The following is a 25,069-nucleotide window of genomic DNA, read 5'->3' as shown; positions in this document are numbered from 1 at the left end:
TCAGTTGCGCTCGCGTCACGCACCACGGTCTACCGGATCAGGACCCACTACGAAGGTGAATCGCACAAATTGATCACGACCGAATACGTGCCCTAAACGCCATCGGCAACGCGGGCCTCACCGACGCCGTCCTCGCCGAAGTCGGCACCGAGCTCGCCGCTGTGGAGAACGCCGAACTCGGCGACCTCACCGGCCGCGCCCGCCAGGCCGTCCTCCTCAGCCGCGAAGGCGCCTCCCCCGTCCAGGTCGCCGCCGCCGACCGCCTCCTCGAACAGGACCCCTTCGGCCCCGCCGCGCTGTTCACCGACATCGACCCCACCGCCGCCGCCGTCGCCGCGGCCCACTGGCTCGCAGCCGCCGCCGAGGTCACCGCCGAAGCCACCGGCCATGCCCCCACCGCCTTGCTCTTCGAAGCCGACAACATCGAAGCCCTCGCCCACGAAACCCCCACCCACCTCCTCGAACTCCTCCAAGCCGGCACCTCCCCCTACGACGCGGTCACCGGCCTCGTACGCCACGCGCTCCACATCGCCGACGGCCTCCTCCCCGACCCCGCCGGCCTGCGCGAGCAACTCGAAGACATCGACGACGACCTCGCCCAGCACACCGGCCCGGACACCGACCCCGAGGACAGCGGCCTGCGCCTGACCCCGCTCGACCCCCGGCGCCCCGCCCCCGACCTCCTCGAAGACCTCCTCGCCGGCATCCACGGCTGCTGGCTCCTCCACGAGGAATACAACGAATCCAACGACGAGGACGGCTTCAGCGACGACGAAGACCGGGACGACGAGCACTCCGGACAGCCCGGCATCGACCGCAGCCGATTCGCCCGCCTCGTCCGCGGAGCCGCAGCCGCCAACCGCGACCGGCTCATCTGACCGTCCGACTCGACCGCACGAGTAGCACCTCCGGCCCGCACACAACCTCCACAAGGACGTCCACACACGGGCCGGCCGACGTGACGCCCCCAACGTCGGCACGCCCACCCACCTCGACCTGGAGCCAGCGGTGGCCCGCCCATCCGGGCCGCATTTCAGTGACACTGTGCAACCAGACCGAGGCCACGGGACGCCCGACCTTCAGGCCGAACATGCACCAGAGGGCGAGAGCCCTCTACCATCTGCTTGGGCTCCCGTCAATAGAAAGGTCGTCCCGGCCTCCTGCTCGCACGTCCCCGCTTCGGGGTCCGAAGCGGGCATGAAGCGGTCCCGAAGCAGGGCCGGTGGTTACGCACGGTAGCAATTTCCGGGTCCTCACGCCGTCCGTCCGAAATAGCGAGGCCGTCTCCCCATTCATTGGCCCGCCCAGGTGCGGGTCCTCACCGCGAGCCGCAGGTCAGGGGCCTGATTCGGCGTTGGTGATCGCATGGTGGTCGCAGACAACCCGATGGGCGGTCACCCCGCTAGCCTCCGCGAGCCGATCGAGCACCAATCGCCTCAGGAGGAACAAGAAGTGCGCAAGTCAGGACGGCCGGGCCGGGTCTACCGCCGATGCGGGTGCCGAGACGCCGACCGGCGTCAGCTCGGCGCCGGGTGCCCGCGCCTGGCCGAGGAGGGGCACGGCACGTGGACGTTCGCCGTCGATATCCCCTCCCTCAGCGGCCGGCGGCGCACCGTGCGCCGCGGCGGGTTCGAGGACGACTTCGCCGCCGAGAGCGCGCTGCGGCGCTTCCTCGAAGGCCGGAAGCTGGGCTTCGACGCAGACCCGCACGAGACGGTGGCCGCCTACCTCACCAAGTGGCTCAAGGGCATGGAGTTCCTGCTCAAGCCCACCACCTACGCCCGCTACCGCACCTACGTGCTCTGCGAGTTGATACCCGTCTTCGGCAAGCTGCGCCTGGAGGACCTCGCCCACGACCACATCGCCGCCTACACCCACGAGCAGCTCGAAGCCGGCCGCGGACGCCAGGCCGTCTACCACTGCCTCGCCACGCTCTCCAGCGCCCTCGGGTCCGCCGTGCGCACCCACCGCCTGCCCTTCAACGCCGCCCAGCCCCTGCCCATGCGCAGGCCCCGCCCCGACGAACGCGTCCCCTGGAGCGCCGAGCAGGCCGTCGCGTTCCTCTCCCACTGCCGAAACGTCGACCCCGCCTTCGCCGACCTCTTCGAGGTCATCATCGGCACCGGACTGCGCAAGGGCGAGGCCCTCGGCCTCCAGCGCCCGTGCGTGCGCCTCGACGACCGCGTCATGTACATCCGCCACACTCTGTCCGCGGTCGACAACCACGAACTCGTCCTGACCGCGCCGAAGACCAGGAAGAGCCGCAACTGGGTGCCGCTGTCGGAGCGCGTCGCCGCCGCCCTTCAGCGCGCCATGGCCCGCAGCACGGCCACCGTCAACGGCCATGTCTTCCAGGGCCCCGACGGCCGGCCCCTCCACCCGGCTGCCGTCCGGCGGCGCTTCCACGAGCTGCGCGAACAGGCCGCGCTGCCCCACGTCACCATCCACGACCTGCGTCACCTCGCCGCCACCCTCGCCCTGGAGGGCAACGTCTCCATGGCCGTCATCTCCAAGACCCTGCGGCACTCCACTCTCTCGACCACCGCGAACATCTACAGCCACCTGACCTGGGACGTCGCCAGGGCCGCCGTGAACACCATCGAGGCAAGGCTCCACCTCGTCCAAGCCCGCACCCGGCACGCCCCGGACGCCCCCGCCCACGACCTCGGCCTGCCGAACCCGCTGTTCAGCCACACGGCCTGACAGCCCCACGCCGCAGGCGGCTCGGCCCTCCTGGCCGCTGCGGCCACCAGAGCCGACAAGCAACCGGGATTCCCGGCTCATAGCTGACACCCGATAAACGTGCGGCCCGTCGCAGCAGATGACGCCGCAGGTTCCGTCAGCATGCCTATTTCCCGCGAATCCCGGCCCATTTCCGCGCCGCAGAGGCGACCAGTCCGCGACCGACGGCACGCGGATTCCCGGATGAACGAACAAATGCCCCGTCACGACCAGGTCGGAGGGGCCGGCCTGCGGAAACGTGCCCAGCAAGGTGATGTGAACGAGCGTTCACGACCACATTGCGACCACCAAAGGAAAAAGCCACTTCTATCGTTTCGATAGAAGTGGCTTCCGACCTGCAGAAATGCTGGTCGGGACGACAGGATTTGAACCTGCGACCCCTTGACCCCCAGTCAAGTGCGCTACCAAGCTGCGCCACGTCCCGTGGTCTCGGTGCCTGCAGCGAGGGCCTGGGGGGCTCTGCTGTGGGCTTCTCGACCTTGTCCCCGGTGTCCCGGCGACGTGGAAAACAATACAGCACGTCGGGGGGTGCTCGCTGCCAGGTTTGGGGGTGGGGGGTCAGGGGGTCGGGTGGCGGGCGTCGTAGGCCAGGAAGGCGGGACGGCGGGCGGCGAGGAGGAGGACGGCGGCGACGCAGGCGAGGCCGCCGCTGATCACGGAGGTGGTGGGGTTGGTGAGGGCGGCGACGGTGCCGGACTCGAAGTCGCCGAGGCGGGGGCCGCCGGCCACGACGACGATGAAGATCCCCTGGAGGCGGCCGCGCATCTCGTCGGGGGCGGCGACCTGCATCATCGTGTTGCGGAAGATCATGCTGACGGTGTCGGCGCAGCCCGCGACCGCGAGGAGCAGGAGGCCGAGCCAGAGGTTGTGGAGGACGCCGAAGGCGGCGATGGCCAGACCCCAGGCGGCGACGGCGGCGAGGACGGCGACGCCCTGGCGGTGGACGCGGCCGACCCAGCCGGAGAAGAGGGCGCCGGTCAGGGCACCGACGGCCGGGGCGGAGACCAGCAGGCCGACGGTGCCGGCGTCGCCGCCGTAGAAGGTGACCGCGATGGCGGGGAAGAGGGCGCGGGGCATGCCGAAGACCATCGCGGCCAGGTCGGCGAGGAAGCTGGTGCGCAGGTTGGGCTGCTCGCGCAGGAAGCGGAGGCCGTCGAGGACGGAGGCGCGGCCCTTGCGCTCGCCGAGCGGGCGCATGGCGGGCAGGCGCCACATCGCGTAGAGGGTGCCGGTGAAGGCGACGGTGTCGACCAGGTAGGCGGCTTGGGCTCCGTACGCGCCGATCAGGACGCCGCCGAGCATCGGGCCGATGGTGAGGCCGAGGTTCATGCTGACGGTGTTCAGGGCGTTCGCGGCCGGGAGCTGGTGGCTGGGTACCAGCCGGGGGATCATCGCGGAGCGGGCGGGCGAGCTGAGGGCGAAGAATCCGGCCTGGACGGCGACGGCCGCGTAGAGGACGGCGACCAGGCCGAGGCCGGCCAGGGCCTGCGCGGCCAGGACCGCGGAGACGACGGCGAGGCCGCCCGAGCCGATCAGGCCGAGCCTGCGCCGGTCGACGGTGTCGGCGATCGCGCCGCCGTAGAGGCCGAAGGCGACCAGCGGAACGAGGGAGAAGATGCCGACGAGGCCGGTCGCGAAGGCGGAGCCGGTCAGGTCGTAGACCTGGACGGAGACGGCGACGGCCGTCATCTGCTGGCCGATGGAGGAGACGGCCTGACCGGACCAGACCCTGCGGTAGTCGGCGTTCTCGCGCAGCGGGCTGAGGTCGGCGAACGCACGCCGGTACCACGGCGCGTCGGTGGCCACCGGGTCCGCCGGCAGGTCACCGGCAGCCTCGGTGCCGGGCGATGCGGGACCGGACGACGCGGCACCGGACGACGCGGCACCGGCCTGGGAAACGGCACCGGAAACGGCACCGGCGTCGGGGGCGAGACCGGTGGCTGCGGCACCGTCCGCCGGATCGGGCCCGGGTCCGGCCACGGGCGGTGCGTCCGCCGACGCGGCGGAGGTGGAATGTTGATCGTTCGACATGTTCCCATGCTCCGCCCCGCCCCCGGCCGCCCCCGCAGCGGGGCCTCCCTTGGCCCGGAACCCCGTGACAGCTACCTGCTCAGCACCTGCTTCTCCCCCGCCTCGACCGCGAAGTCCAGCCGGTTGCCGGGCGGCGGGAAGGGGCAGATGAAGTGGTCGGAGAAGGCACAGGGCGGCAGGTAGGCCCGGTTGAGGTCGAGGACCGTACGGCCGTCGGCATCCGGTGCCGGCAGGGTGATGAAGCGGAAGCGGTAGGTGTCGATGCCGCTGCCGGCGTCGGCGAACACGCCGCTGAGGAGGTCGCCCGACCGGCTGACGGTCAGCGTGCGGTGCTCGCCGGCCACGGTGAAGGCGATCTGCCCGGTGACGGCCAGCGGGCGATCCTTGCCGTCCGCGTTCGGGACCACGACCGACCGGGCCCCGTCCTCGAACGGGGTGAAGACCGCGGGCACGGCCCACTCGGGCGCGTACGGATGGGCCGAGATGCCCGCGAAGGCGACCCGGCCCGGCGCGGCCGGGTCGAAGACCCGCAGGGCGAGTTCGCCCTCGCGCTCGATCGGGACGAGCAGCAGGTCGCCCAGGGTGGCGGTGTCGGCTGCCGGGTCGCTGTCCGGGCGCAGCAGCACCTCGCCGTCCACCGGCGTGTCCGCGCCGGTCACGGTGATGCCGTCGCCTGCCGCCGCCCGGCTCCGGACGCCCTCGGCGTCGGCCCACCAGCGACCGGGCAGGCCGGGGATCTCGGCGGGCTCGGGTTCCAGCCAGTACGTGCCGGTGAGTGCCAGCTGGCCGTGCGGTGCGCTCACGGACGCGGCCCGCCCGTCGCTCCAGTGCTTCCAGTCCTCCGCGGCCGTCGCCGTCATCGGTCCACCCTCCCGGTCGGTCCGGGGACGGCCCGCTGTTCGGGCCGCCCGTCTCGATCATCCACGACACCGTCCGCTCGGACGGATCATTCCCACCGGTCCGCGGCCGCCGAAACCGCAATGCGGCCACCCGGCGCGCCTTCCCGTCTCACCGCTTCAACGGTCGGAACAACCCTTCCTGCACCACGGACACCACCAGCTGTCCGCTCTGGTCGAAGATCTGCCCGCGGGCCAGGCCGCGGGCACCGTGCGCGATCGGGGCCTCCTGCTGGTAGAGCAGCCAGTCGTCCGTCCGGAACGGCCGGTGGAACCACATCGCGTGGTCCAGGGAGGCCATGTCGAAGTGGCGCTCGCCCCACAGCGGCTCGACGGGGGCCCGGACGGCGTCCAGCAGCGTCATGTCGCTGGCGTAGGTGAGGGCGCAGACGTGGATCAGCGGGTCGTCCGGCAGCCGGCCGTTGGTCCGCAGCCAGACACCGCTGCGCGCCTCGACGCCGGCCAGCTCCTCCTTGGTCCAGCGCAGCCGGTCGACGTAGCGGATGTCGAAGGGCTGGCGGCGGCTGATGAACGGGGGCAGTTCGCCGAGCCGGGAGCCGACCTCCTCCAGTGCGCTGGGCAGCTCCTCGGGCGGGGTGACGTCCGGCATCGGGTACTGGTGCTCGATGCCGCCCTCCTCCGGCCTGTGGAAGTCGGCGGTGAGCGCGAAGATCGACCGGCCGCCCTGGATGGCGAGCACCCGGCGGGTGGTGAAGGAGCGACCGTCCCGGATCCGGTCGACCTGGTAGACGATCGGCACGCCGGGCACCCCGGGGCGCAGGAAATAGGCGTGCAGCGAGTGGACGGGGCGCTTGTCCTCGACCGTGCGGCCCGCGGCCACCAGCGCCTGCCCGGCGACCTGGCCGCCGAAGGTCCGCTGCAGTGCCTCCTCGGGGCTGCGGCCGCGGAAGATGTTCAGTTCGATCTGCTCCAGGTCGAGCAGATCGACGAGGTCGTCGACGGGGGTACCCATGAGCGTGCTTCCTCTCCGGACCCCGATCCCCTCGGATGCGGACTCCGATCGAATTCTCCAGCTCACTCGAATTCTCCGGCGACCCGGGTCATTCCCGCTCACCGTGTCCGATCCACCGTTTCACTCGAACGAGTAGACGAGTCGACGAACGGATGACGGAAGCGGCGGGCCCGGCCGAGCCCTCCCGGGCAGCCGCCGCTACGCCCCCAGCCCCGACTCCCGCACCGTGATGTTGAGCCGCCCCACCAGCCCCAGCTCCGGGTCCGCCGTCCCCGGCAGCGTGCGCACCACCCCGTGGTAGGCGAACCGGGACGGGCCGCCGAACACCAGCAGGTCGCCGCTGCGCAGCTCCAGGTCGGTCCACGGCCGGGTCCTGGTCTCGGTGTTCCCGAGCCGGAAGACGCAGCGGTCACCGAGCGAGAGCGAGACCACGGGCGCGTCCGTCCGCTCGTCGCGGTCCTGGTGCAGGCCCATCTTCGCGCCGTGCGGGTAGTGGTTGACGATGGCGATGTCCGGCTCGTACGACGCGGCGCCCGCGACCTCCGGCAGCGCCTGCCCGTACGCCTCGGCGACGGCCCGGCGGGCGAGGCGGCCCAGCTCGGGCGGGAACGGCTTGACGGGCGCGCCGTCCTCGGCGACCCGCCGGTACCCGTACGGGTACCAGTGCCATCCCAGGCTCACCATCCGTACGGACATCATCCCGCCGGTGGGCATCCGCACCGTGTGCAGACCGGCCGGCGGACGGGCCCACTCCCGGCAGGCGGCGATCAGGCGCAGCTGCGCGTCCAGGTCCAGCCAGCCGGGGAGCAGCACGGCGCCGGGAGCGGGCTCGACGCGCGCCCGCCCGTCGGGCCCGGGTCCGCCGGAAGCCTCAGAAGATCCGGAAGACCCGGAAGACCCGGAAGACCCGGAAGCTCGTGCGGCTGCGGCTGCGGCAGCGCGCGCGGCGCCGTCAGCCCCTGGCAGATCACCGAACAACTCGCCCTGGATCACCCCACCATCCTCCCGCACCGACCCCACCGGGGACCGCCCCAACCCCGTTCCGGTCGTGACCAGCCCCATCAGGCCAGCCTCGGTCAGGCCCGATCGGGCCCGGTGCGGCGCTCGCCGGGCCCTCCCCCGGTCAGCCCCAACTCCCTCGCGCAGGACGGCCAGGCCCCCCACCCCTGCCGCCGGACGATCTCCTCGCCGACGGTCGTCTGCTCCCGCCGACCGGCGTGGTCCGGCCGGTCGGCGAAGCGCAGGCCGTCGGACTCCTCCCAGGTGGAGGGCCGGATCTGCAGTCCGCCGTAGAAGCCGTTGCCGGTGTTCGCCTGCCAGTCGCCGCCGCTCTCGCAGTCGGCCAGCGCGTCCCACACCAGGTCCGCGACCCGGACGGCCGCACCCGCCCGCGCACCGCCCGTGGGCAGGGCCAGCACCAGCGCCAGCGCGGCACCGACCCGGAGCACAACCCGACGTCGGCCCACACGTTCATCACACGATTGCGACATGGCAGCCGACCCTAGACATGCCACGGGCCGCCCGCCACGGAACGCCGACGGCCGCTCCCCCACTCGGCGGAGTATCCGCGCGAGGGGGAGCGGCCGTGGAAGCCGGAGCCGGTGAACGCCCGGGCAAGCGGTGTCAGCCGCTCACGAAACCTCAGGACCTCGAAGCCCCAACAGCTTCAGCAGCCTCGACGGTTCCAGCAGCTCGGCAGCTCAGACGTTCGACAGCTCAGCAGCTCAGATGCTCAGGGTCTGACCCGGGAAGATCAGGTCCGGGTTGCCACCGACGACCTTGGCGTTGTTCTTGTACAGGTCGTGCCAGTCCAGGCCCTGCGCGGCGGCGATGGAGCTCAGGGTGTCACCGGACTTGACGGTGTAGTTGCCCTTGGCCGGCTTGGCGTCGTTCGAGCCGGTCCAGGCCTTGGCGCCCTGGTCGGCCTTCGGGGCAGCCTTCGGGGCGGCGGCCTTCGGCGCGGCGTCGGCCTTGGGGGCGGCGGCCTTGGGCGCAGCGGCCTTCGGGGCCGGTGCCGGCTTGGCGGCCGGGGCGGCGGGCTTGGCAGCCGGGGCGGCCGGCTTGGCGGCGGTGGCGCCCGACGAGGTGTCGACGGCGGCCGGGGCGCCGCCCTTGGTCAGGCCGGCCTTGACGGAGCAGACGGGCCAGGCGCCCGGCCCCTGCGAGGCGAGGACCTTCTCGGCGACGGCGATCTGCTGCGCCTTGGTGGCCAGGTTGGCCTGCGAGGCGTAGGCGGTGCCGCCGTAGGCGGCCCAGGTGCTGGAGGTGAACTGCAGACCGCCGTAGAAACCGTTGCCGGTGTTGATGGCCCAGTTGCCGCCGCTCTCGCACTGGGCGACGGCGTCCCAGGTGGAGACGGAGGCGGCGGAGGCCGAGGTGGCCGTGACGAGGCCGGCCACCGGCAGGGCCGCGACAGCGGCGCCCGCCACGACAGCCATCCGAACGCGGTTGCGCTTGGTGGCGGCGGAGGTGGTGGCAGCGGCGTTCTCGTTACGGAAGGTCATGGGGTTCCTCTCGACAGCCCCGGGCGGGCATGCGGAACCAGGCCCCGTGAGGGGCCGCGTTCGCCTGCCGCGTCCGTCGGGCGGCCGTGCACGTGTCGGACGTGCCGCTGCCGCCCCGGCCACCCAGCCGCTCGCCGACGACCTGTTCGAGCGGTCGTGTCGGCGGGCACCTGCCGCGCCCGGCGGACCGGGGGGCTGTGCGTCGGGGGTGATCCCGGGTGGCGCTCGTTGCGCCGACCAAGAAGCTACGAGCCGGTCGGTGGAGATTTCAAAACTTGAACGGTCTGCCCAGCTCAGCCAAGGGTTACCGGCGGTAAGACCCGCACAATCATGCCCGAAATGTCCGCTTTGACCATTGATTCCCAGCTGAAACATCCCCGGCGGGTGACCCACCTCACGGTTCCGTTCCGGCAGTCCCGACACCGACATCGACAGATTGCGACCACGAGAACACGCCGCGCGGTCGGATCCGGGGCAATTCCCGTCAGCCTCGACGGGCACCCGTGACGCCTGACACAAGGGCCCGTTGGTCATGTCGACCTCCCCGTGTCCGCCCCCGAAGCCCCATCCGCATCCATCCGAGGAGACCCTGTGCCGCGCATGCTCGACGTCAGCGACGAGGTCCGGTCCGAGATCGGCGACGACGAGGCCGACCGCCTACTGGGCGGCGACCGCGCCCCCGACAGCTACGAGTGCACCTCCTGCCGGACCCCCGGCGACACCCACGTGGAACCCACCAGCACCGTGCTCTTCGTCGGCGACGAGACCGCCGTGCTCGCCTTCGCGCACGCCCGCTGCATCCCCTCCCAGGTGGTGCCGGTCGCGGAGGAGCAGCTGGTCGGCGCCGTCCGCAGCATCAACCAGGCCCAGACCGGCGCCCCGGACCTCGCCGTCCCGGCCCCCGCGCCGGCCGGCCACGTGCCGGCCGCGCCGCAGCCGGGCCCGGCCGCCCCCGGCGGGTCCGCGGCCCAGTCGCCCGCCCCCGGCCAGGCCGCCATCCTCGGCATCACCTGCGGACTCGTCCTGCACGGCAAGGTCGGCCACGCCTCGCTGGTCGTCGAGCCCACCGGTCCGGTCGGCCGCCCGGGCAGCACCTCGGGCGAGGACGAGTTCCTCGACCTCCTCCAGGACGCCGGCTTCCAGCCCGTCACCGACCTGGACGAGACCCCGGAGCAGCTGCCCGGCTGGTCGGTCCTGGTCGCGATGGGCAAGCTGCACGCGATCCTGCAGCCCGCCGCGGCCGGCGGCAGCACCGGCTGGTGGCAGGCGCACCAGCCGCTCCAGGTCACCGACGCCTGGCGGATGGCGGCGAGCCAGCTCTCCGAGGTGACCATGTACGCCGTCCCGGCCGGCATGGTCGGCCGCCAGCCCCGCGAGGACCTGCTGCGCCAGGCGCTGGAGCGGGCCGTGGCGCTGGGCCAGGTGGTCGCTGCCTCCCTCCCGCTCGCCGGTACCTGATCCGTCCTCCTGCCCTGCGCGCCGGACGGCGGCCTCCCCCGCCGCCCCGGGCCGCCTCCGGCGCGGGCTCGCTCCTCCCGGCACGTCCCGATGGTCCGCGCGTCCGGTGTGCCTCACGGTTCCCGCTCCCCGCTCCCCGCTCCCCGGGATGAACGCCTCACACGGGGGCGTAGAGCGCATGAGCGTGATTCATGGGGCCTGCCCATGAGCTCGGCTCATGGGCCTTACTCATGGGACCCGCATGAGAGTCCCTCATGAGACGCCGCATGAGAGTCCCTCATGGCCCCGGCATGAGCGGCGGTCATGCCATCCGCGCAGCATGCTCACCGCTCATGACCGCCGTACATGACCTCCTCTCATGGCCGCCCCGCATGAGCGCCCCGCATCCCCCGCCCCCTCTCACTCGTTGGCCCCTACGTGTACAGCTACGACGTCTCCGCGTCCCCCGGCCGCTCCACCACCGTCCCCCGCTCGATCCCGGGCATGCGCCCGTCGTACGACGCCGAGCACCCGCACTCCACCACGCCGATCTACGACGAGCTGTACTCCGAGTACCGGCGCCTCTTCCGCGCGCTGCCCGGCGACCGCTCGGGCGAGGAGGACCTGGCGTTCACCGGCTTCGCGGTCCGCGACGGCTACCCCCTGCGCAGTGAGCAGCGCTCGTACCCGCACCAGCACCAGGCCTTCCACACCCTCGCGGGCCAGGCGCCGGGCCTCCCCCAGTTCATGGCCTCCCAGCCCCACGGCACGGGCTCGGGCTCCGGCCACGTCGGCGGACACACCGGCAACCACCAGCACGGTCACCACGGACACACCGGCGGCCACCACCATGCCGCGCCCGCCGCCGCACCGCACGGCGCACCCCACACCGCGGCCCACGCTGCGGCTCACACCGGCCACCATCCCGGAAGCCACGCAGCCCACGGCCTCCAGGCCCACCACCATCCGGCCCCCACCGCAACCGCCGCCACCGGCACCCGCACCGGCGACGGCCTCGACCACGCCGCCCCGACCGCCACCGCTGCCGCTGCCGCCCCCACCTCGGCCCAATCCGCAAGCGTTGCAGGCCAGTTCACCAACGGCCAGGGCTGGGTCGCCGCCGGGTACCTCGGCCCGGTCCCGCATGCGATGTCCGTACCGGCGCCCGCGCCGCCCGCACCGCCCGCCCCCTCCCCGGTGATGGGTACGGCCACCGGGCTCGCCACCGCCCCGGCCACCGGCGGCCGTCACCGACAGATGCTCTCCCTCCCCCCGGGCCGCAACGGCGATCACCACTGAGGCACCGCGCATCACCCCATCACCCCATCACCCCACCGCCCCGCCGCCCCGCCGCCCCACCGCCCCACCACCGGCACCGGCACCGCCAGCACCGACCCCACCGCCGCCCCTGCCCCCCGGCATCCACGGCATCCACTGACGCACAGAAACGCCGATGGGCCCCGCCACCACCGTGACGAGGCCCAACCGCCGTGAGCCGGGTCGCCCCGACTCACGCTCCTTCTACTTCTACCTCCACCCGCTACTTCTACTTCTTCTTGCGCTTCTCCCGAACCCGCACCGAGATCGAGATCGGCGTCCCCACGAACCCGAACTCCTCACGCAGCCGGCGCTCGATGAAGCGCCGGTAGCCGGCCTCCAGGAAGCCCGAGGCGAAGAGCACGAAGCGCGGCGGACGGATGCCCGCCTGGGTGCCGAACAGGATGCGCGGCTGCTTGCCGCCCCGGATCGGGTGCGGGTGGGCGGCCACCAGCTCGCCGAGGAAGGCGTTCAGGCGCGCGGTCGGGATGCGCGTCTCCCAGCCCTCCAGCGCGGTCTCGATCGCCGGGACGAGCTTCTCCATGTGCCGGCCTGTCTTGGCCGAGACGTTGACCCGCGGGGCCCACTGCACCTGGACGAGGTCGCGCTCGATCTCGCGCTCCAGGTAGTAGCGGCGCTCCTCGTCCAGCTGGTCCCACTTGTTGTAGGCGACGACGACGGCGCGCCCGGCCTCGACGGCCATCGAGATGATGCGGGTGTCCTGCTCGGCGAGGGTCTCGCTGGCGTCGATCAGGACGACCGCGACCTCGGCCTTCTCCAGCGCGGCGGCGGTGCGCAGCGAGGCGTAGAAGTCGGCGCCGGCAGTGAGGTGGACCCGGCGGCGGATACCGGCGGTGTCCACGAACTTCCAGGTCTTGCCGCCGAGGTCGATCATCTCGTCGACCGGGTCGCGGGTGGTGCCGGCCAGCTCGTTGACGACCACCCGCTCCTCGCCGGCGACCTTGTTCAGCAGGCTGGACTTGCCGACGTTCGGGCGGCCGATCAGCGCGATCCGGCGCGGGCCGCCGGGGGCGGCGTCGCCGAAGGTCTGCGGCGGGGCCTCGGGCAGCGCGTCCATGACGGCGTCCAGCAGGTCACCCGAGCCGCGGCCGTGCAGGGCGGAGACCGGGAACGGCTCGCCCAGGCCCAGCGACCACAGGTAGGCGGCCTCGGCCTCGGTGGAGGGGCCGTCGACCTTGTTCGCGCACAGGACGGTCGGCTTGCCCGCCCGGCGGATGATCTTGATCAGGGCCTCGTCGGTGTCGGTGGCGCCGACCGTGGCGTCCACGACGAACAGCACCGCGTCGGCCTGCTCGATGCCCAGCTCGGCCTGGGCCGCCACCATGGCGTCGATGCCGAGGACGTCGATCTCCCAACCGCCGGTGTCGACGACCTTGAAGCGGCGACCGTTCCAGCTGGCCTCGTAGGTGACCCGGTCGCGGGTCACGCCCGGCTTGTCCTCGACGACGGCCTCGCGGCGGCCGATGATGCGGTTCACCAGGGTCGACTTGCCGACGTTCGGGCGGCCGACCACGGCCAGCACCGGCAGCCGGACGTGCTCGGCGCCGTCCAGGACGTCGACGCCGTCGATGTCGAAGCCCTCCTCGGCGGCGAGGGCCATGAACTCGGCGTAGTCGGCGGCGTCCAGTCCGCCGTGATCGGCGGTGGTGTGCTCTGCGGTCATGTTCGTCTGTTCCGTTTCCCGGCCCGGCCCTTCCCAGGGGCGTGCCGTGCGTACCTGCCCCGCTCGGGGCAGCGCGATGGTTGTCTCCGCGGCGCCTCACCGGCCCGCGGTTCACTCGGTAGGGGTCGGACCCGGCAGCGGCCGGCCCGGCAAGGGCCCGGCCGGACCATCATCCGGTCCGACAGTCAGCCGGTCCGACGACGGCCGGCCCGACCATCGGCCGGTCCGACGAGCGCCGGGTCAGACCGAGGACAGCCCGGCCCGTTCCTCCACCAGCCCGGCGATCCGGTCGATCACCTGCTCCAGCGTGAGGTCGCTGGTGTCCACCAGGACCGCGTCCGCGGCCTGGGCCAGCGGGGCCGTCTCCCGGGAGGAGTCGGCGGCGTCCCGGCGGGCGAGATCGGCGGCCATCGCGGTGATGGTCGCCTCGTCGACGCCCTTGGCGCGCAGCTCGGCGGCCCGGCGCGCGCCCCGGGCCTCCTCGGAGGCGGTCAGGAAGACCTTGACGGTGGCGTCCGGGAACACCACGGTCCCCATGTCCCGGCCCTCGGCGACGATGCCGCGCTCCGCGACCTCGGCGCAGCCGCGCTGCAGCTCCACCAGTCGGGCCCGCACCGCCGGCACCGCGGCCACGGCGCTGACCTGCGCCGTCACCTCGGGGCCGCGGATCGGGCCGGAGACGTCCTGGCCGTCCACCGTGATGGTGGGGCCGTCGGCGTCCGTGCCCGACACGATCACCGGCTTGCCGCACGCGACGGCGACGGCCTCCGGGTCGTTCACGTCGACCTCGTTGGCCAGCATCCACCAGGTCATCGCCCGGTACATGGCACCGGTGTCCAGGAAGCTCAGGCCCAGCCGGGCGGCCACCGCCCGCGAGACGGTCGACTTGCCGGAGCCGGAGGGTCCGTCGATGGCGACGACGACCGGGGCGTGCGCTCGGTCGGCAGTGTCCACGGGGGCGAACCTCTCTCTGAGCATGGGAGCCGAAGCCTGCGCAGGCGGACGGCCGGGGATTGTCTCCCTCAAGGTTAATGGACCGCCGCCGTCACGGACTCCGCCGCCCGCCCCGCTCCCGCTCAGCCTCCGGAAGCGCCCGGGCGAACCCCGGCCCCGAAGCCCCCCGAAGCCCACCAATCCCCCCGAAACCCCGAAGCCCCCGGCAGCCCCCGGCGCCTCAGTCCCGCACGCTCCACCCGCTCGCCCGCAAGGCCTTCACCAGCCGCTTGACCGCCGTCGGCGCCACCGACAGCTGGACGAAGCCGACCTGCTGCCCGGTCGAGTGCTCGATGACGACGTCCTCGATGTTGACCCCGACGTCACCGACCTCCCCGAACAGCCGGCCCAGCTCGCCCGGCTGGTCGCCGAGCACGACCGCCACCGTCTCGTACCGGGTCGGCGGCGCACCGTGCTTGCCGGGGATCCGGGCCTGGCCGGTGTTGCCGCGCCGCATGACCGCCTCGATCCCGGCCGCGCCGGCCCGGCGCTCGCCCTCCTCGGCCGCCTCCAACGCGCGCAGCGCGGTGACGGTCCGGCCGAGGTCGAGGGCGACCTCGTCCAGGATGTCGGCGACCGCGCCCGCGTTGGCGGAGAGGATGTCGACCCACATGCCGGGGTTGGACGCGGCGATCCTGGTGACGTCGCGCACACCCTGGCCGGAGAGCCTTATGGCGGTGTCGTCGGCGTTCTCCAGCCGGGCCGCGACCAGCGAGGACAGCAGCTGCGGGGCGTGCGAGACGAGGGCGACGGCCCGGTCGTGCTCGGCGGCGTCCATCACGATCGGCATCGCGCCGCAGAGCGCGACCAGCTCCAGCGCGGCGTTGAGCGTCTCGGTGTCGGTGTCGGCGGTCGGGGTGAGCACCCAGGGGCGGCCCTCGAAGATGTCGGCGCGGGCGGCCAGCGGGCCGGAGCGCTCGCGGCCGGCCATCGGGTGGCTGCCGATGTAGTGGACGGTGTCGCAACCGAGTGCGGCGATCTCGCTGCCGGGGCCGGCCTTCACGCTGGCGACGTCGGTGTACCAGTGCGCCAGGTTGCGGCGCTGGCAGTCGGCGAGCACCTTGCCGACCAGCGCGGGCGGGACGGCGATGATCGCCAGGTCCACCGGGCCGTCGGCCGGATCGGTGGTGCCCGCGCCGAGCGACTCGGCGGTGCGGGCGGCGTCCGGGTCGGCGTCCTCCAGATGGACGGTCAGGCCGCGAGCGGTCAGGGCGAGCGCGGCGGAGGTGCCGATCAGTCCGGTGCCGACGACGACGGCAGTGCGCATGGCGGGTCGCTCTCCTCGATCACGATTCTCGACAGGTGCCGGGACCGTCCGGGAGCACCCGCGCCCCATCCTCCCTCATCCGCTGCGCCGAAGTCCCCACCTGCCACCCGGCAACCACGGGGGCAGTTCCCGGCAGCTCCCGGCACCGGCAACCGCGGCGACCCCGCCCCCGTCCCATCCAGTGCACACGCCGCACCCGGAAATCCGGCGACGCCCGCACCGAAGCCGGGCAGACTGGCCGCCCGGGCGAAGGAGCGGACGAGCAGGAGAGCAAGAGAACAGCACCAGTCGGCCGCGACGGGCGACACCCGGCACGGCGACTCACGACAACGCGGCACACGCACACGGCACACGGCACACGGCACACGGCACACGGCAGGCAACACGCGAACGAAGGGGTTGCGCATGGACGATCAGCACAGCAGCCGGACGGGTCGGACGAAACCGCCGGCCGTACCGGCCCACCCGTCGGTCCTCGACTCCGTGGTGGTGTACGCGGAGGGCGCGGTGTGCCGCCGCCGGGCCACCGTGCCCGTTCCGCGCGGCGGGCGGCTGCGGCTGACCGGCCTGCCCCTGTCCCTGGACGGCCGCTCACTGCGTGCCCGGGTGCTCTCCGGACCGGCCGGCACGGCGGTCACCGAGGCCCGGCTGGAGCAGGTCGCCGAACTGCGCGAGCCGACGGAACTCTCGGATCTGCAGAGGGAGTTGGACGAGGCTACCGAGCGCCGCAGCATGCTCGGCGAGCGCCGCGGGCTGGTCCTCTCCGCGATCGCGGACACCGCCGCCCTGCGTGCGGTGCCGCCCCGTAGCCGGCACGAGGAGCCGCTGCGCCGTACACCCGCGGACGCCTGGCTGGAGCTCGCCGATTTCGTCGACGAGCGGCTGGCCCGGCTCCAGCAGCGCGCCGAGGAGCTCAACCGGGAGATCGAACTCGCCGACCACGAGCGCGACTCGGCGGCCGACCGGCTGGAGCGGGCGTCCACCGCCGACCGGGCCGCACCGGTCTCGACCACCGCCACCGTCCTGCTCACCATCACCACGGACGGCACCGCCCCGACCGAAGGCACCACCTCCACCGACCGCACCGCCCCCACAGACGGCGAGGCCACCACCCTCCACCTCGAACTGGAGTACGGCGTCCCCGCCGCCCGCTGGGTGCCCACCTACCGCCTGTCCCACCGGACCGGCTCCGACGCCGGCCACCTCCTCCTGCGCGCCGCCGTCGCCCAGCGCACCGGCGAGGACTGGACCGGCGTCCGTCTCGCCCTCTCCACCGCCGACCTCGACCGCCGCACCGACCTGCCCCGGCTCGCCTCGCTGCGGATCGGCCGCAGCCAGCCCGCCCCGCCGCCCTCCGGCTGGCGCGAGCCCCCGGCCGGCCTGTCCGACCTCTTCACCGGCTACGACGCGGCCGCCGTCCCGCCCCCGCCCCGGGCCGCCCACCTCGCCAGGCCCGTACCGGCCGGCCCCGTACCGGCCGGCCCCCGGCTCGGCGGAGCCCGACCCGCCGGCCCCCATCCCGGGGCCTTCGCCGCACTGGCGGACACCCCGCCCGCGCCCTCCGGCCGGTACGGCGGCGGCACCCTGAGCGTCGACGAGCCGATGGCCACGCCGACCACCGCACCGACACCCCCGCCCGCCCCCGGCGGCTTCGCCGGCTACGGCGGCCCCCCGCCACCCGTACTCGCCGCTCCCGCCGCCGCTCCCGCCGCCGCCCCGCTCCCGCAGGCACCGGGCGGCCGCCCGCCGGCGGAGGCCCGCCGCTCCCGCGGGCTCCGCCGCGGCGGCCGCGCCGTCCCGCCCCGGGCCACCGGCTTCGCCCCGGACGCCACCCTGCTCGACTACCCCGACCTCGTCCTGGCCGGCCCCGACGAACCCACCGCCCGGCGCGGCGCCCTGCACCCCCGCCCCGAGCGGGTCGAGCACGAGGAGCTGGACCGGGCCCTGCCCGGCGGCAACCCGGGCGAGCAGGTCCGCCGCCTGGTCCTGCCCCGGCACGCCGTCCCGCCCCGCGAGTCGGCCGGCTCCTTCGACCACCGCTTCGACGCCGCGGCCCCCGCCGACATCCCGTCCGACGGCACCTGGCACACCGTCACCGTGGACGAGATCCCGCTCACCGTCCGCCCCGAGTACGTCACCGTCCCCGCCGTCGAGGAGAAGGTGTACGCGACCCTGGTGCTCGCCAACCGCACCGACCGCGCCGTCCTGGCCGGCCCGGTCGAGGTCACGGTGGACGACGAGTTCCTGCTCACCGCCGCCCTGCCCACCCTGGCGCCCGGCGGTGTGCGGCGCCTGGGCATCGGCGTCACCGAGAGCATCGAGGTGGCGCGCCGCACCGAGCTGCGCGAGTCCACCACGGGCATGCTGAAGGGCAACAGCACCGTGCTCGACCACCGGGTGCACGTCCGGCTCGCGAACCGGCTCGGCCGCGCCGTCACGGTGGAGGTGCGCGAGCGGGTGCCGGTCACCTCCGACGCCGAGGTCCGGATCGAGGAGCGGGCCGAGTGGCACGCCCCGACCGTCCCGACACCGGAGTGTCCGCCCAGCACCCGGCTCTGGCGGGTCGACCTGCCGCCCGGCGGTAGCACGGAGCTGGACGGCGGCTACCTGATCAAGATCCCGGCCGGAAAGGCCATCGTCGGCGGAAACCGGAGGAACTGACCATGAGCGGAGACACCACCCGGGAAACGAACGCCCTCCCCGTCACCGCCGTCACCTGCCTGGAGGACCGCAGCCAGGTCGAGCGCACGACGACGGTCGACCTCACCGCGGGCGTCCAGCGGCTGCGCCTCGGCCCGCTCACCGCACTCGCCGTCGACCGCACCCTGCGCGCCGAGTCCGCCACCCCTGGCGTCCGCGTCCTGGACGCCCGGCTGGTCCGCGCCTGGACCCCGCGCGCCCCGCTGCCGCCCGGCCCGGACGACTCGGAACTGCGCCACCGGCTCCACCGGCTGGACACCGAGAGCCGCCTGGCCGACCAGACCCGCGCGCGGCTGGAGGCCCGGCTGGCCCTGCTCGCCCAGCTCTCCGCCGACCTGCTGCGCGAGATCGGCGAAGGCGCCGGCATCGGCGAGCTCGAACGCAGCCGGTGGTCCCGCGAGCTGGACCGGGTGGACGCGGAGCGCGAGCGCTACGGCGAGGAGCTGCGCACCACCCACTCCCGGCTGCGCCGTCTGGAGCAGGAGCGCTCACAGGCCCTGATCGCGCTGGACGAGGCCGAGGAGGACCCGGCCGAGCTGACCGCCCACCTGGACCTGACCGTCGAGGCGGTACGGGCCGGCCCGGCCGGGCTGACCGTCTCCCACCTGGTGCCCTGCGCACTCTGGCGCCCGTCCTACCGCGCGACCCTGGGCGACGGCGGCCTGCAGCTGGAGTCGGAGGCGGTGGTCTGGCAGCGCACCGGAGAGGACTGGACGAACGCCCGGCTCACCTTCTCCACTGCCCGCTCCGCGCTCGCCACCGACCCGCCGGCCGTCGCCGAGGACGTCCTGGTGCTGCGCGAGCGCACCGACGAGGAGCGCCGCACGGTCGAGGTCGAGCTGCGCGAGGAGGCGATCAGCGAGCTCGGGCCGAGCAGTGGGGTCCCCGGCGTGGACGACGGTGGCGAGGTCCGGGTGCTGCCCGCCTCCGCCCCCGCGACCGTGCCCTCCGACGGCCGGGCGCACCGGGTGCCGCTCGGTGCCTTCACCGGCCCGGCGAGCAGCGAGTACGCCTGCGCCCCGGAGCTGTCCCCGCTGGTCACCCAGGTGGTCCGGTTCCGCAACGCGGCGGGGCACCCGCTGCTGGCCGGCCCGGTCGAGCTGGTCCGCGGCAGCGGCTTCACCGGCCGGGGCGAGCTGCGCTTCACCGCCACCGGCGCCGACGCCGAGCTGTCCTTCGGCAGTTCGGACGGCTACCGGGTGGTCCGCGAGACCGAGGAGCGCCAGGCCACCGCCGGCCTCACCGGCCGCCAGACCACCACCCGCACGGTGCGGCTGCACCTGTCCCGCTTCTCCGGCCCGGAGGAGCACGACGAACGGATCGTCACGGTGCGCGAACGGGTGCCGGTCTCCGAGGTGTCGGCGGTCGAGGTCCGGCTGCGCAAGGAGGAGTGCTCCCCGGCGCCGGACGCCTTCGACGCCGAGGGCATCGTCCGCTGGGACGTCCCGCTCGGCCCGGGCGCCCGCCGCACGCTCACCCTGGTGTACGAGATCTCCGCCTCCGCCAAGGTGGCCGGACTCTGACGCCCGCCGTCGGGCAGGGCGACCACCGCCCGGCGGGTGACGACCGCTCAGGAACAAACCCGGAGACAACGGGTAGAAAAGGAAACATGATCCTCCACCTCGCCCCCCTGGACGACTGGCTGGCCGACCCCGGCCGCCCGTACGCCACCGCCTCGCTGCTGACCGACGGGTTCATCCACTGCTCGGCGGACGAGCAGACGGCGCTCGCGGTCGCCAACGCCTTCTTCGCCGACTCCCCCGACCCGCTGATGGTGCTGCTGATCGAGGAGTCGCTGGTGGAGCCGATGGTCAAGTGGGAGGCTCCGCACGGCGCCCCGCCGCCCGGGGCCACCCCCGACGTGCTCTTCCCGCACATCTACGGGCGGTTGAACCGCTCCGCCGTGGTCGGCCTGGAGAAGGTCGAACGGGGGCCGGACGGCCGCTGGTCCTCGCTCACCCCCTGGAGCTGAACCCCGGAGCCCAGCCCCGATCCCGGCCAAGCCCCCGCCCCGCCCGAGCCCCCGCCCCCGGTGCGAGGCTCGGGTCCGGGGCCGGGTCCGGGCTCAGAGCCACCCCCGCTCCCGGGCCGCCATGCCGGCCTGGAAGCGGGTGGTGGCGCCCAGCGAGCGCATCAGGCTCTGCAGTCGGCGCTGGGTGGTCCGGGCGCTCCAGCCGAGCGAGCGGGCGATCGACTCGTCGGTGAGCCCGGCCGCCAGCAGGCCCAGCAGCTTGCGGTGGTCGGCCTCCGGCTCCGGCGCCGCGTCCCCGGTGCCGACCGCGGCCTGCAGCCGCACGGCCCGCTCCCACTCCGCCTCGAACAGCGTGTCCAGCGCCTGGAGCAGCGCCGAGGGGTGGATCACGTAGGCGGCGTCCAGCACGCTGTCACCGACGCTGATCGGGATGATCGCCATCCGGTCGTCCGAGATGATCATCTTCATGGGCAGCGTCGGCCGGACCCGCGCCTCCTCGCCGTCCGCGACCCCGACCAGGATGTTCTTCTCCAGCCGCCCGGGCCAGGCCACCGCCTCCCGGTCGTAGACGGTCCGGAACTTCACGCCCTCGCGCAGCCGGCGGCGCTGCAGCGGCATCGGTGCCACCGGGTCCTGGATGTACGGCGGGCGGTCGAAGCCGCGCACCTGGTACTGGCTGGTCTCGGTGATGTGCTCCAGCCGCTGGGCGATCGCCTCGCCGCCGGTCAGCACCTCCACCGAGTGCGCCGGGTCGGTGTAGCGCGAGGCCTCCCGGAAGGCGTCCATCAGCCGGTGCATCTCGGCCCTGGCCTGCCGCAGTTCGGACTCCCGGTGGCCGATCAGGGTGCCGATCGCGACGTCCGGGGCGACCGCCAGGAAGCGCTGCCGGTCCACCGGCGCGCGGGTGGCCATGCCCTGCTGCGCCAGCCGGTCGAGGGCGCGCACGCCCTGCTGGAGCGTCAGGCCGCAGCCCTCCGCCAGTTCCTCCGCGGTGGACTGCGGATTGGCCACCAGCGCCGCGTACACCTGCCCGTCCGGCTCGGCCAGGCCCAGTGTGCCGAGGGCCTGTCCGCCGGCCCGCCCCAGTGGTGCATCGGACACGACGCCGTCTCCCCCTGTTCGCCCCTGCTCCGCCCACCGGCGCCCGTGCTGGCGCAGTCCCGCCACGCGGCGGGACGGTGGCCCGGTGGCCATCCTCTGCCACGGATCATGACGCTGACAAGGCCGTGACCAGCGGTTGCGTCCCGTCTCACACGACCCGCACGGACCGCACACCCCGCACGACAGAGGGCCCCCGGCCGCACCACGGCGACCGGGGGCCCTCAGGGACGGGCGAACGCGACGACCTACAGGCCGACCTCGCGCATCAGCTGGCCGACCTCCGGGTTGGTCAGGCGGCGCAGCCAGCCCGACTTCTGGTCACCCAGGGCGATCGGACCGAAGTGCGTGCGCACCAGCTTCTCGACCGGGAAGCCGGCCTCGGCCAGCATCCGGCGGACGATGTGCTTGCGACCCTCGTGCAGGGTCACCTCGACCAGGTAGTTCTTGCCGACGTTGGAGATCACCTTGAAGCTGTCGGCACGGGCGTAGCCGTCCTCCAGCTCCACGCCCTGGGCCAGCTGCTTGCCCAGGTCGCGCGGGATCGGGCCCTGGATGGCGGCCAGGTAGGTCTTGGTCACGCCGTAGCGCGGGTGGGTGAGGCGGTGGGCCAGCTCGCCGTGGTTGGTGAGCAGGATGATGCCCTCGGTCTCGGTGTCCAGGCGGCCGACGTGGAACAGCCGGGTCTCCCGGTTGGTCACGTAGTCGCCCAGGCACTGGCGCCCGTCCGGGTCCTCCATGGTGGAGACCACGCCGGCCGGCTTGTTGAGCGCGAAGAACAGGTAGGACTGGGTGGCGACGGTCAGGCCGTCCACCTTGATCTCGTCGTTCTGCGGGTCGACCCGCTTGCCCTGCTCGGTGACGCGCTTGCCGTTGACCTCGACCCGGCCCTGCTCGATCAGCTCCTCGCAGGCGCGCCGGCTGCCGACGCCGGCCCGGGCCAGCACCTTCTGCAGGCGCTCGCCCTCGGGCTCGCCGAAGGTCTTGGGAAGCTTGACGGCCGGCTTGTCGTGCCGGGCGAGGACGGCGTCCTCGATCTTGGCCTGCAGCTCGCGCGAGCGCTGCGGCTGGCGGCGCGGGTCACCCGGGGCGCCCTGGCCCTCACGGCGCGGGCGCGGGGCCGGACCGGGGCGCCGGCCGGCGAAGCCGCCGCGGGCGGGGGTGGCGTTCGGGCCGCCGCCGTATTCGGGGCGGTCGTACTTGCGCTCCTCGGGCCGCAGCGGGCGGTCCGGGTACCGGCGGTCGTCGCGCCGGTCGTCGCGACGGTCGTCCCGACGGCTGTCGCGGCCGTACGAACCGGAGCCGCCGCGCGAGCCCGAACCCGAGCCCGAGCCGCCGCGGCCGCCGCCCCCGTAGGAGCCACCGCCGTACGAACCTCCGCGCGAGCCCGAGCCGCCGCGGCCGCCACCGCTGCCGCCGCCGTAGGAGCCGCCGCCCCGGCCCCCGCCCTGTCCGCCGCGACCGCTCCCGCCGCCGCTGCTGTTCCTGCCGTTGCCACTGCTACGCATCAAAGTGTCCGTACGTCGTTCCGTCTGGGATGTGCGGTCGTTTCGGCCGACCTCACCGCCCCCTACCGATCGGGCCCGGCCCGACCGGCCTCGCCACTGCCGTCCGCGGCCTGCGCGGCAGCGGCGGCGACCGCCTCCGCGATCATCGTGCCCTCCAGGGACTCCGCTTCCACGTCGTCGACCTCGGGCAGGAAGGGAGCGAGCTCCGGCAGCTCGTCCAGGCCGCGGAGCCCCATCCGTTCCAGGAAGTAGTTCGTCGTCCGATACAGGATCGCACCTGTTTCGGGCTCGGATCCGGCCTCTTCCACCAGTCCTCGCTGTACCAGGGTACGCATCACGCCGTCACAGTTCACACCGCGGACGGCGGAAACCCGCGATCTGGACACCGGCTGCCGGTAGGCGACCACCGCCAGGGTCTCCAGCGCGGCCTGGGTGAGCCGGGCCTGCTGGCCGTCCAGGAGGAAGCGGTCGACGGCCGCGGAGCAGGTCTCGCGGGTGTAGAACCGCCAGCCGCCGGCCACCAACCGCAGGTCGAAGCCGCGGCCCTGGGCGGTGTACTCGGCGGACAGCTCGCGCAGCGCTGCGGCCACCTCGGCCCGCGGCCGCTCCAGCACTCCGGCCAGCCGCTCCTCGGCGACCGGCTCGTCGACGACCATCAGGACCGCTTCCAGCTCGGCCCGCAGTCCGGCGTCGGCCCGGGGCCCGGCGTCGGCCGGCCGCGCGGGGGCGGGCGGCTGCGCGGGGGCGGGCGGCTCCTCTGCGCCGGAAGTCGACGGAGCCGACTTCTGGTGCACCACCCGGGCCTCCGGCTCGGCCGCCACGGGCTCCACACGCTCCCCGCGGTCCGCCGGATTCGTGGTCTCCACCGGGTCCGGCAGCAGCTCGAAGGCCGGCTCCATCCACTCCTCGGCCCGCGGCTGCCCCGGCAGCCCCAGTGGGCGCCGCACCGGCCGCCCTCCCTCGTTCCCGCCGCTCATCGCCGCTCGTCCTCCTCCACCTCGCCCCGGGTCTCGCCCGGGGCCTCTCCCACCGGCCGGTCGAACTCGTCCGTCACCTCGACCGAGACCCGGCCCTCCTCCGCCACCCACCGCACCCGCAGCTCACCGAGCGCCTCCGGCTGCTCGAAGTCGAGCACCCGCTCCCGGTAGAGCTCCAGCAGCGCCAGGAAGCGGGCGACCACGACCAGGGTGTCCGGCGCGTCCTCCACCAGCTGCCGGAACGAGGCCTCGCCCAGCTCGGTGAGCAGCCCGACCACCAGCCCGGCCTGCTCGCGCACGCTGACCGGCGGGGTGTGGATGTGGTCCACGTACACGACCGGCTTCGGCTTGGGCTCCATGGCCCTGGCGGCCAGCTCGGCGAGGCGCTGCGGACCGATAGTGATGACCACCTCCGGCAGCAGTTCCGCGTGCCGGGGCTCCAGCCCGACCGTCCGCGGGCGCCGCAGCAGCTCGGCCGCCCAGCGCTCGCCGAACACCGCCGCCGCGCGCTTGTACGCCCGGTACTGCAGCAGCCGGGCGAACAGCAGGTCACGGGCCTCCAGGACGGCCAGGTCCTCCGCGTCCTCGACCTCCGCCGCGGGCAGCAGGCGGGCGGCCTTGAGGTCGAGCAGGGTGGCGGCCACCACCAGGAACTCGGTCGCCGCGTCCAGGTCCCAGTCCGGGCCCATCGCCCGGATGTGCGCCATGAACTCGTCGGTGACGGTCGCCAGCGCCACCTCGGTGACGTCCATCTTGTGCTTGGCGATCAGGCTGAGCAGGAGGTCGAAGGGGCCCTCGAAGTTGTCCAGCCGCACCCGGAAGCCGCCCCGCGACCCGTCCTCGGTCGCGCTCACGGCGGTTTCAGCTGGTTCGGTGGTGCTCGGCATGACGGTCCATCTTCACCCGTCCCCGCCCCACGCTCCGCCCCGGGCCCCCCGACACGCCGCCCGAGGGCCCGCCACGCCCCTCA

Annotated in this window: 20 protein-coding genes and 1 tRNA gene; 7 read left to right on the top strand and 14 right to left on the bottom strand. The window is 73.8% G+C overall.

Annotated elements, in window-relative coordinates; translation table 11 throughout:
* Positions 1 to 161 precede the first annotated feature (161 nt).
* Together ACZ7KX_RS39340 and ACZ7KX_RS39335 are read left to right on the top strand one after the other, a co-directional pair.
* A complete protein-coding gene (locus ACZ7KX_RS39340; RefSeq protein ID WP_470330736.1) occupies positions 162 to 878 on the top strand; it encodes a hypothetical protein in 717 nt (238 codons plus the stop codon).
* Positions 879 to 1,452: 574 nt separating this feature from the next.
* Positions 1,453 to 2,703, top strand: coding sequence for a tyrosine-type recombinase/integrase (locus ACZ7KX_RS39335; protein WP_470330735.1), 1,251 nt, complete (start codon positions 1,453 to 1,455; stop codon positions 2,701 to 2,703).
* A 386-nt stretch (positions 2,704 to 3,089) separates the two neighbouring features.
* On the opposite strand, the gene ACZ7KX_RS39330 is transcribed toward ACZ7KX_RS39335, so the two are convergent.
* From ACZ7KX_RS39330 to ACZ7KX_RS39300, 7 genes are all read right to left on the bottom strand, one after another.
* Positions 3,090 to 3,166: transfer RNA gene (locus ACZ7KX_RS39330), tRNA-Pro, on the bottom strand.
* A 134-nt stretch (positions 3,167 to 3,300) separates the two neighbouring features.
* Complete coding sequence (locus tag ACZ7KX_RS39325; RefSeq protein WP_470330734.1) at positions 3,301 to 4,773, bottom strand: MFS transporter; 1,473 nt, start codon at positions 4,771 to 4,773, stop codon at positions 3,301 to 3,303.
* Between the two features lie 71 nt (positions 4,774 to 4,844).
* Positions 4,845 to 5,633, bottom strand: coding sequence for a DUF1684 domain-containing protein (locus tag ACZ7KX_RS39320; protein ID WP_470330733.1), 789 nt, complete (start codon positions 5,631 to 5,633; stop codon positions 4,845 to 4,847).
* 148 nt (positions 5,634 to 5,781) lie between these two features.
* The gene (locus ACZ7KX_RS39315) at positions 5,782 to 6,642 is read right to left on the bottom strand and encodes an acyl-CoA thioesterase (protein ID WP_470330732.1); all 861 of its coding nucleotides are present in this window, start codon (positions 6,640 to 6,642) and stop codon (positions 5,782 to 5,784) included.
* A gap of 198 nt (positions 6,643 to 6,840) precedes the next feature.
* A complete protein-coding gene (locus ACZ7KX_RS39310; protein WP_470330731.1) occupies positions 6,841 to 7,455 on the bottom strand; it encodes an alpha-ketoglutarate-dependent dioxygenase AlkB in 615 nt (204 codons plus the stop codon).
* A gap of 263 nt (positions 7,456 to 7,718) precedes the next feature.
* Positions 7,719 to 8,108: a transglycosylase family protein gene (locus ACZ7KX_RS39305; RefSeq protein ID WP_470330730.1), complete on the bottom strand. Its 390-nt coding sequence runs from the start codon at positions 8,106 to 8,108 to the stop codon at positions 7,719 to 7,721.
* A gap of 258 nt (positions 8,109 to 8,366) precedes the next feature.
* Positions 8,367 to 9,146: a transglycosylase family protein gene (locus tag ACZ7KX_RS39300; protein ID WP_470330729.1), complete on the bottom strand. Its 780-nt coding sequence runs from the start codon at positions 9,144 to 9,146 to the stop codon at positions 8,367 to 8,369.
* A 591-nt stretch (positions 9,147 to 9,737) separates the two neighbouring features.
* Here ACZ7KX_RS39300 and ACZ7KX_RS39295 point away from each other — a divergent pair.
* Entirely contained in the window at positions 9,738 to 10,604 is an 867-nt protein-coding gene (locus ACZ7KX_RS39295) for a hypothetical protein (RefSeq protein ID WP_470330728.1), read from the top strand.
* 417 nt (positions 10,605 to 11,021) lie between these two features.
* A complete protein-coding gene (locus tag ACZ7KX_RS39290) occupies positions 11,022 to 11,882 on the top strand; it encodes a hypothetical protein (RefSeq protein ID WP_470330727.1) in 861 nt (286 codons plus the stop codon).
* A gap of 247 nt (positions 11,883 to 12,129) precedes the next feature.
* Here ACZ7KX_RS39290 and der read toward each other — a convergent pair whose 3' ends face one another.
* The 3 genes from der to ACZ7KX_RS39275 form a co-directional block, all read right to left on the bottom strand.
* Complete coding sequence (gene der / locus ACZ7KX_RS39285; RefSeq protein WP_470330726.1) at positions 12,130 to 13,584, bottom strand: ribosome biogenesis GTPase Der; 1,455 nt, start codon at positions 13,582 to 13,584, stop codon at positions 12,130 to 12,132.
* A 240-nt stretch (positions 13,585 to 13,824) separates the two neighbouring features.
* Positions 13,825 to 14,538, bottom strand: coding sequence for a (d)CMP kinase (gene cmk, locus ACZ7KX_RS39280; RefSeq protein ID WP_350523489.1), 714 nt, complete (start codon positions 14,536 to 14,538; stop codon positions 13,825 to 13,827).
* 220 nt (positions 14,539 to 14,758) lie between these two features.
* Complete coding sequence (locus ACZ7KX_RS39275) at positions 14,759 to 15,844, bottom strand: prephenate dehydrogenase (RefSeq protein ID WP_470330725.1); 1,086 nt, start codon at positions 15,842 to 15,844, stop codon at positions 14,759 to 14,761.
* Positions 15,845 to 16,249: 405 nt separating this feature from the next.
* Between ACZ7KX_RS39275 and ACZ7KX_RS39270 the strand changes: the two genes are divergently transcribed.
* The 3 genes from ACZ7KX_RS39270 to ACZ7KX_RS39260 all read left to right on the top strand — a co-directional run bounded on the left by ACZ7KX_RS39270 (position 16,250) and on the right by ACZ7KX_RS39260 (position 20,516).
* On the top strand, positions 16,250 to 18,505 hold the full coding sequence (locus ACZ7KX_RS39270) for a DUF4139 domain-containing protein (protein WP_470330724.1): 2,256 nt from the start codon (positions 16,250 to 16,252) through the stop codon (positions 18,503 to 18,505).
* 2 nt (positions 18,506 to 18,507) lie between these two features.
* A complete protein-coding gene (locus ACZ7KX_RS39265) occupies positions 18,508 to 20,067 on the top strand; it encodes a DUF4139 domain-containing protein (RefSeq protein ID WP_470330723.1) in 1,560 nt (519 codons plus the stop codon).
* Between the two features lie 86 nt (positions 20,068 to 20,153).
* Positions 20,154 to 20,516 carry a DUF952 domain-containing protein gene (locus ACZ7KX_RS39260; protein WP_350523493.1) on the top strand — a complete coding sequence of 121 codons (363 nt, stop codon included), beginning with the start codon at positions 20,154 to 20,156 and terminating at the stop codon, positions 20,514 to 20,516.
* Positions 20,517 to 20,609: 93 nt separating this feature from the next.
* On the opposite strand, the gene ACZ7KX_RS39255 is transcribed toward ACZ7KX_RS39260, so the two are convergent.
* From ACZ7KX_RS39255 to ACZ7KX_RS39240, 4 genes are all read right to left on the bottom strand, one after another.
* The gene (locus tag ACZ7KX_RS39255; protein WP_470330722.1) at positions 20,610 to 21,617 is read right to left on the bottom strand and encodes a helix-turn-helix domain-containing protein; all 1,008 of its coding nucleotides are present in this window, start codon (positions 21,615 to 21,617) and stop codon (positions 20,610 to 20,612) included.
* Positions 21,618 to 21,862: 245 nt separating this feature from the next.
* Positions 21,863 to 23,122 carry a pseudouridine synthase gene (locus ACZ7KX_RS39250; protein WP_470330721.1) on the bottom strand — a complete coding sequence of 420 codons (1,260 nt, stop codon included), beginning with the start codon at positions 23,120 to 23,122 and terminating at the stop codon, positions 21,863 to 21,865.
* Between the two features lie 62 nt (positions 23,123 to 23,184).
* A complete protein-coding gene (scpB, locus tag ACZ7KX_RS39245) occupies positions 23,185 to 23,778 on the bottom strand; it encodes an SMC-Scp complex subunit ScpB (RefSeq protein ID WP_470330738.1) in 594 nt (197 codons plus the stop codon).
* A 317-nt stretch (positions 23,779 to 24,095) separates the two neighbouring features.
* Positions 24,096 to 24,986, bottom strand: a complete 891-nt coding sequence (locus ACZ7KX_RS39240; RefSeq protein ID WP_470330720.1) for a segregation and condensation protein A — start codon at positions 24,984 to 24,986, stop codon at positions 24,096 to 24,098.
* Between the last annotated feature and the right edge of the window lie 83 nt (positions 24,987 to 25,069).

The organism is Kitasatospora sp. NPDC038210 (assembly GCF_055600605.1).
Note: the sequence above shows the minus strand (reverse complement) of the source record. Positions and strands in the feature narration are given on the sequence as shown.

Bases quoted from the DNA above. Each gene is read 5' to 3' on its own strand.
- ACZ7KX_RS39270 (WP_470330724.1), top strand. From the start codon at position 16,250: ATGGACGATCAGCACAGCAGCCGGACGGGTCGGACGAAACCGCCGGCC.
- ACZ7KX_RS39260 (WP_350523493.1), top strand. From the start codon at position 20,154: ATGATCCTCCACCTCGCCCCCCTGGACGACTGGCTGGCCGACCCCGGC.
- scpB (WP_470330738.1), bottom strand. From the start codon at position 23,778: ATGGTCGTCGACGAGCCGGTCGCCGAGGAGCGGCTGGCCGGAGTGCTG.
- ACZ7KX_RS39240 (WP_470330720.1), bottom strand. From the start codon at position 24,986: ATGCCGAGCACCACCGAACCAGCTGAAACCGCCGTGAGCGCGACCGAG.
- ACZ7KX_RS39300 (WP_470330729.1), bottom strand. From the start codon at position 9,146: ATGACCTTCCGTAACGAGAACGCCGCTGCCACCACCTCCGCCGCCACC.
- ACZ7KX_RS39320 (WP_470330733.1), bottom strand. From the start codon at position 5,633: ATGACGGCGACGGCCGCGGAGGACTGGAAGCACTGGAGCGACGGGCGG.
- der (WP_470330726.1), bottom strand. From the start codon at position 13,584: ATGACCGCAGAGCACACCACCGCCGATCACGGCGGACTGGACGCCGCC.
- ACZ7KX_RS39275 (WP_470330725.1), bottom strand. From the start codon at position 15,844: ATGCGCACTGCCGTCGTCGTCGGCACCGGACTGATCGGCACCTCCGCC.
- ACZ7KX_RS39250 (WP_470330721.1), bottom strand. From the start codon at position 23,122: ATGCGTAGCAGTGGCAACGGCAGGAACAGCAGCGGCGGCGGGAGCGGT.
- ACZ7KX_RS39315 (WP_470330732.1), bottom strand. From the start codon at position 6,642: ATGGGTACCCCCGTCGACGACCTCGTCGATCTGCTCGACCTGGAGCAG.
- ACZ7KX_RS39265 (WP_470330723.1), top strand. From the start codon at position 18,508: ATGAGCGGAGACACCACCCGGGAAACGAACGCCCTCCCCGTCACCGCC.
- ACZ7KX_RS39325 (WP_470330734.1), bottom strand. From the start codon at position 4,773: ATGTCGAACGATCAACATTCCACCTCCGCCGCGTCGGCGGACGCACCG.